Below are 1,331 nucleotides of genomic sequence, written 5' to 3'. Positions count from 1 at the left end.
CTAGTACAGCTCGGCGTAAGTAGACAGACTATATTTGTGGTAGAATGACATAGTTAGTTTAGACCAGTTTCGGTAGGTGATAAAGGAGTCATATATGGCCTTATTAATGCCTAAAATATTAAAATTAAGCGATGGCGAGCGTCATCAACTTAACCAGTTGAGCAAGAGACACAACACGCCGCAACAGATCGTGCTACGAGCCAAAATCATTCTGATGGCATCTGATGGTCAAAACCATCGTGAAATAGCCCGAAGCCTAGAGATTAACCGGCAGATGGCTCGTGAAGGGGCGAAACCGATGGTTGGAGAGCGAGGGAAAAGACTTATCGATTTTGCAAAGATTACAAGATCGAGAGCGTGTTGGCGCACCAGTAAAATTTAGCATGGAACAAGTAACCGAGTTATTTGCACTCGCCTGTTCCTCACCATCCGATTATGGACGACCAATAAGTCACTGGACAGCTAGAGAGCTGGCGGAGGAAATCATGAAACAAGGCATTATTGAAAGTATATCAGTCCGCCATGTTGGCAGATTATTAGAAGAAGCAGAAATTAAACCACACGCCTCGCGCTACTGGTTAACCCCCCCCTGTGGATGAAGAATTTGATGCAAAAGTTAAAGATATTACAGGCTTATATCTGACTGCGATTGAACGCAGTCAAAATGGAGAACACACTATATCAGTTGATGAAATGACAGGGATTCAAGCTATTGAACGTCTCGAAAAAAACTTACCAATGCGACCCGGGAAAGTTGCAAGAAGAGAGTTTGAATATATTCGTCATGGTACGCAGACCTTGATCGCTAATTTCAATATTGCGAATGGTAAGATAATCGAGCCAACTTGCGGAGATTCGAGAACAGAATCGGATTTTTTACTGAATATTCGTCACATCATTGAAACTGACCCTGATGCCAAAAAATGGCATCTAATTATGGATTGTCTGAATACTCACCAATCTGAATCACTGGTGCGTTTGGTCGCCGAAAAAGAAGGCTTAGATATCGACCTCGGTATTAAGGGAAAAAGCGGCATACTTCAATCTATGAAATCCCGCGCAGTTTTTTTAAGTGACCCAACACATCAAATTGTTTTCCATTACACACCAAAACATTCTTCGTGGCTTAATCAAATAGAGATTTGGTTCAGCATTTTGGTGCGGAAATTACTTAAAAGAGCAAGTTTCACTAGTGAGTACGATCTGAAAAATCGCATCCTCAATTTTATTAACTACTTTAATCAAACAATGGCCAAACCTTTTAAGTGGACATATAAGGGTAAAGTCTTGGCTGTTTAATAGTCTGTGTATTTACGCCGAGCTGTACTAGT

At 41.2% G+C, this 1,331-nt stretch carries 3 protein-coding genes; all 3 read left to right on the top strand.

The features are described 5' to 3' along the window. Nucleotides 1–94: 94 nt before the first annotated feature. Genes QUB11_RS31150 through QUB11_RS31140 form a run of 3 tightly spaced genes read left to right on the top strand, consistent with a single transcriptional unit; the run spans nt 95 to nt 1,299 of the window. On the top strand, nt 95–382 hold the full coding sequence (locus tag QUB11_RS31150; protein WP_333392570.1) for a hypothetical protein: 288 nt from the start codon (nt 95–97) through the stop codon (nt 380–382). Continuing rightward, entirely contained in the window at nt 282–599 is a 318-nt protein-coding gene (locus QUB11_RS31145) for a helix-turn-helix domain-containing protein (protein ID WP_333392568.1), read from the top strand. Before QUB11_RS31150 ends, QUB11_RS31145 begins: the two co-directional genes overlap by 101 nt. Then, nucleotides 592–1,299, top strand: a complete 708-nt coding sequence (locus QUB11_RS31140) for a transposase (protein ID WP_333392566.1) — start codon at nt 592–594, stop codon at nt 1,297–1,299. The genes QUB11_RS31145 and QUB11_RS31140 overlap by 8 nt, the downstream gene beginning before the upstream one ends. The last annotated feature ends 32 nt before the right edge of the window (nt 1,300–1,331 follow it).

The sequence above is a fragment of the Microcoleus sp. B6-A1 genome, from assembly GCF_036705085.1.
GTDB lineage: Bacteria > Cyanobacteriota > Cyanobacteriia > Cyanobacteriales > Microcoleaceae > Microcoleus.
This window is presented reverse-complemented; position numbering and strand designations above follow the sequence as displayed.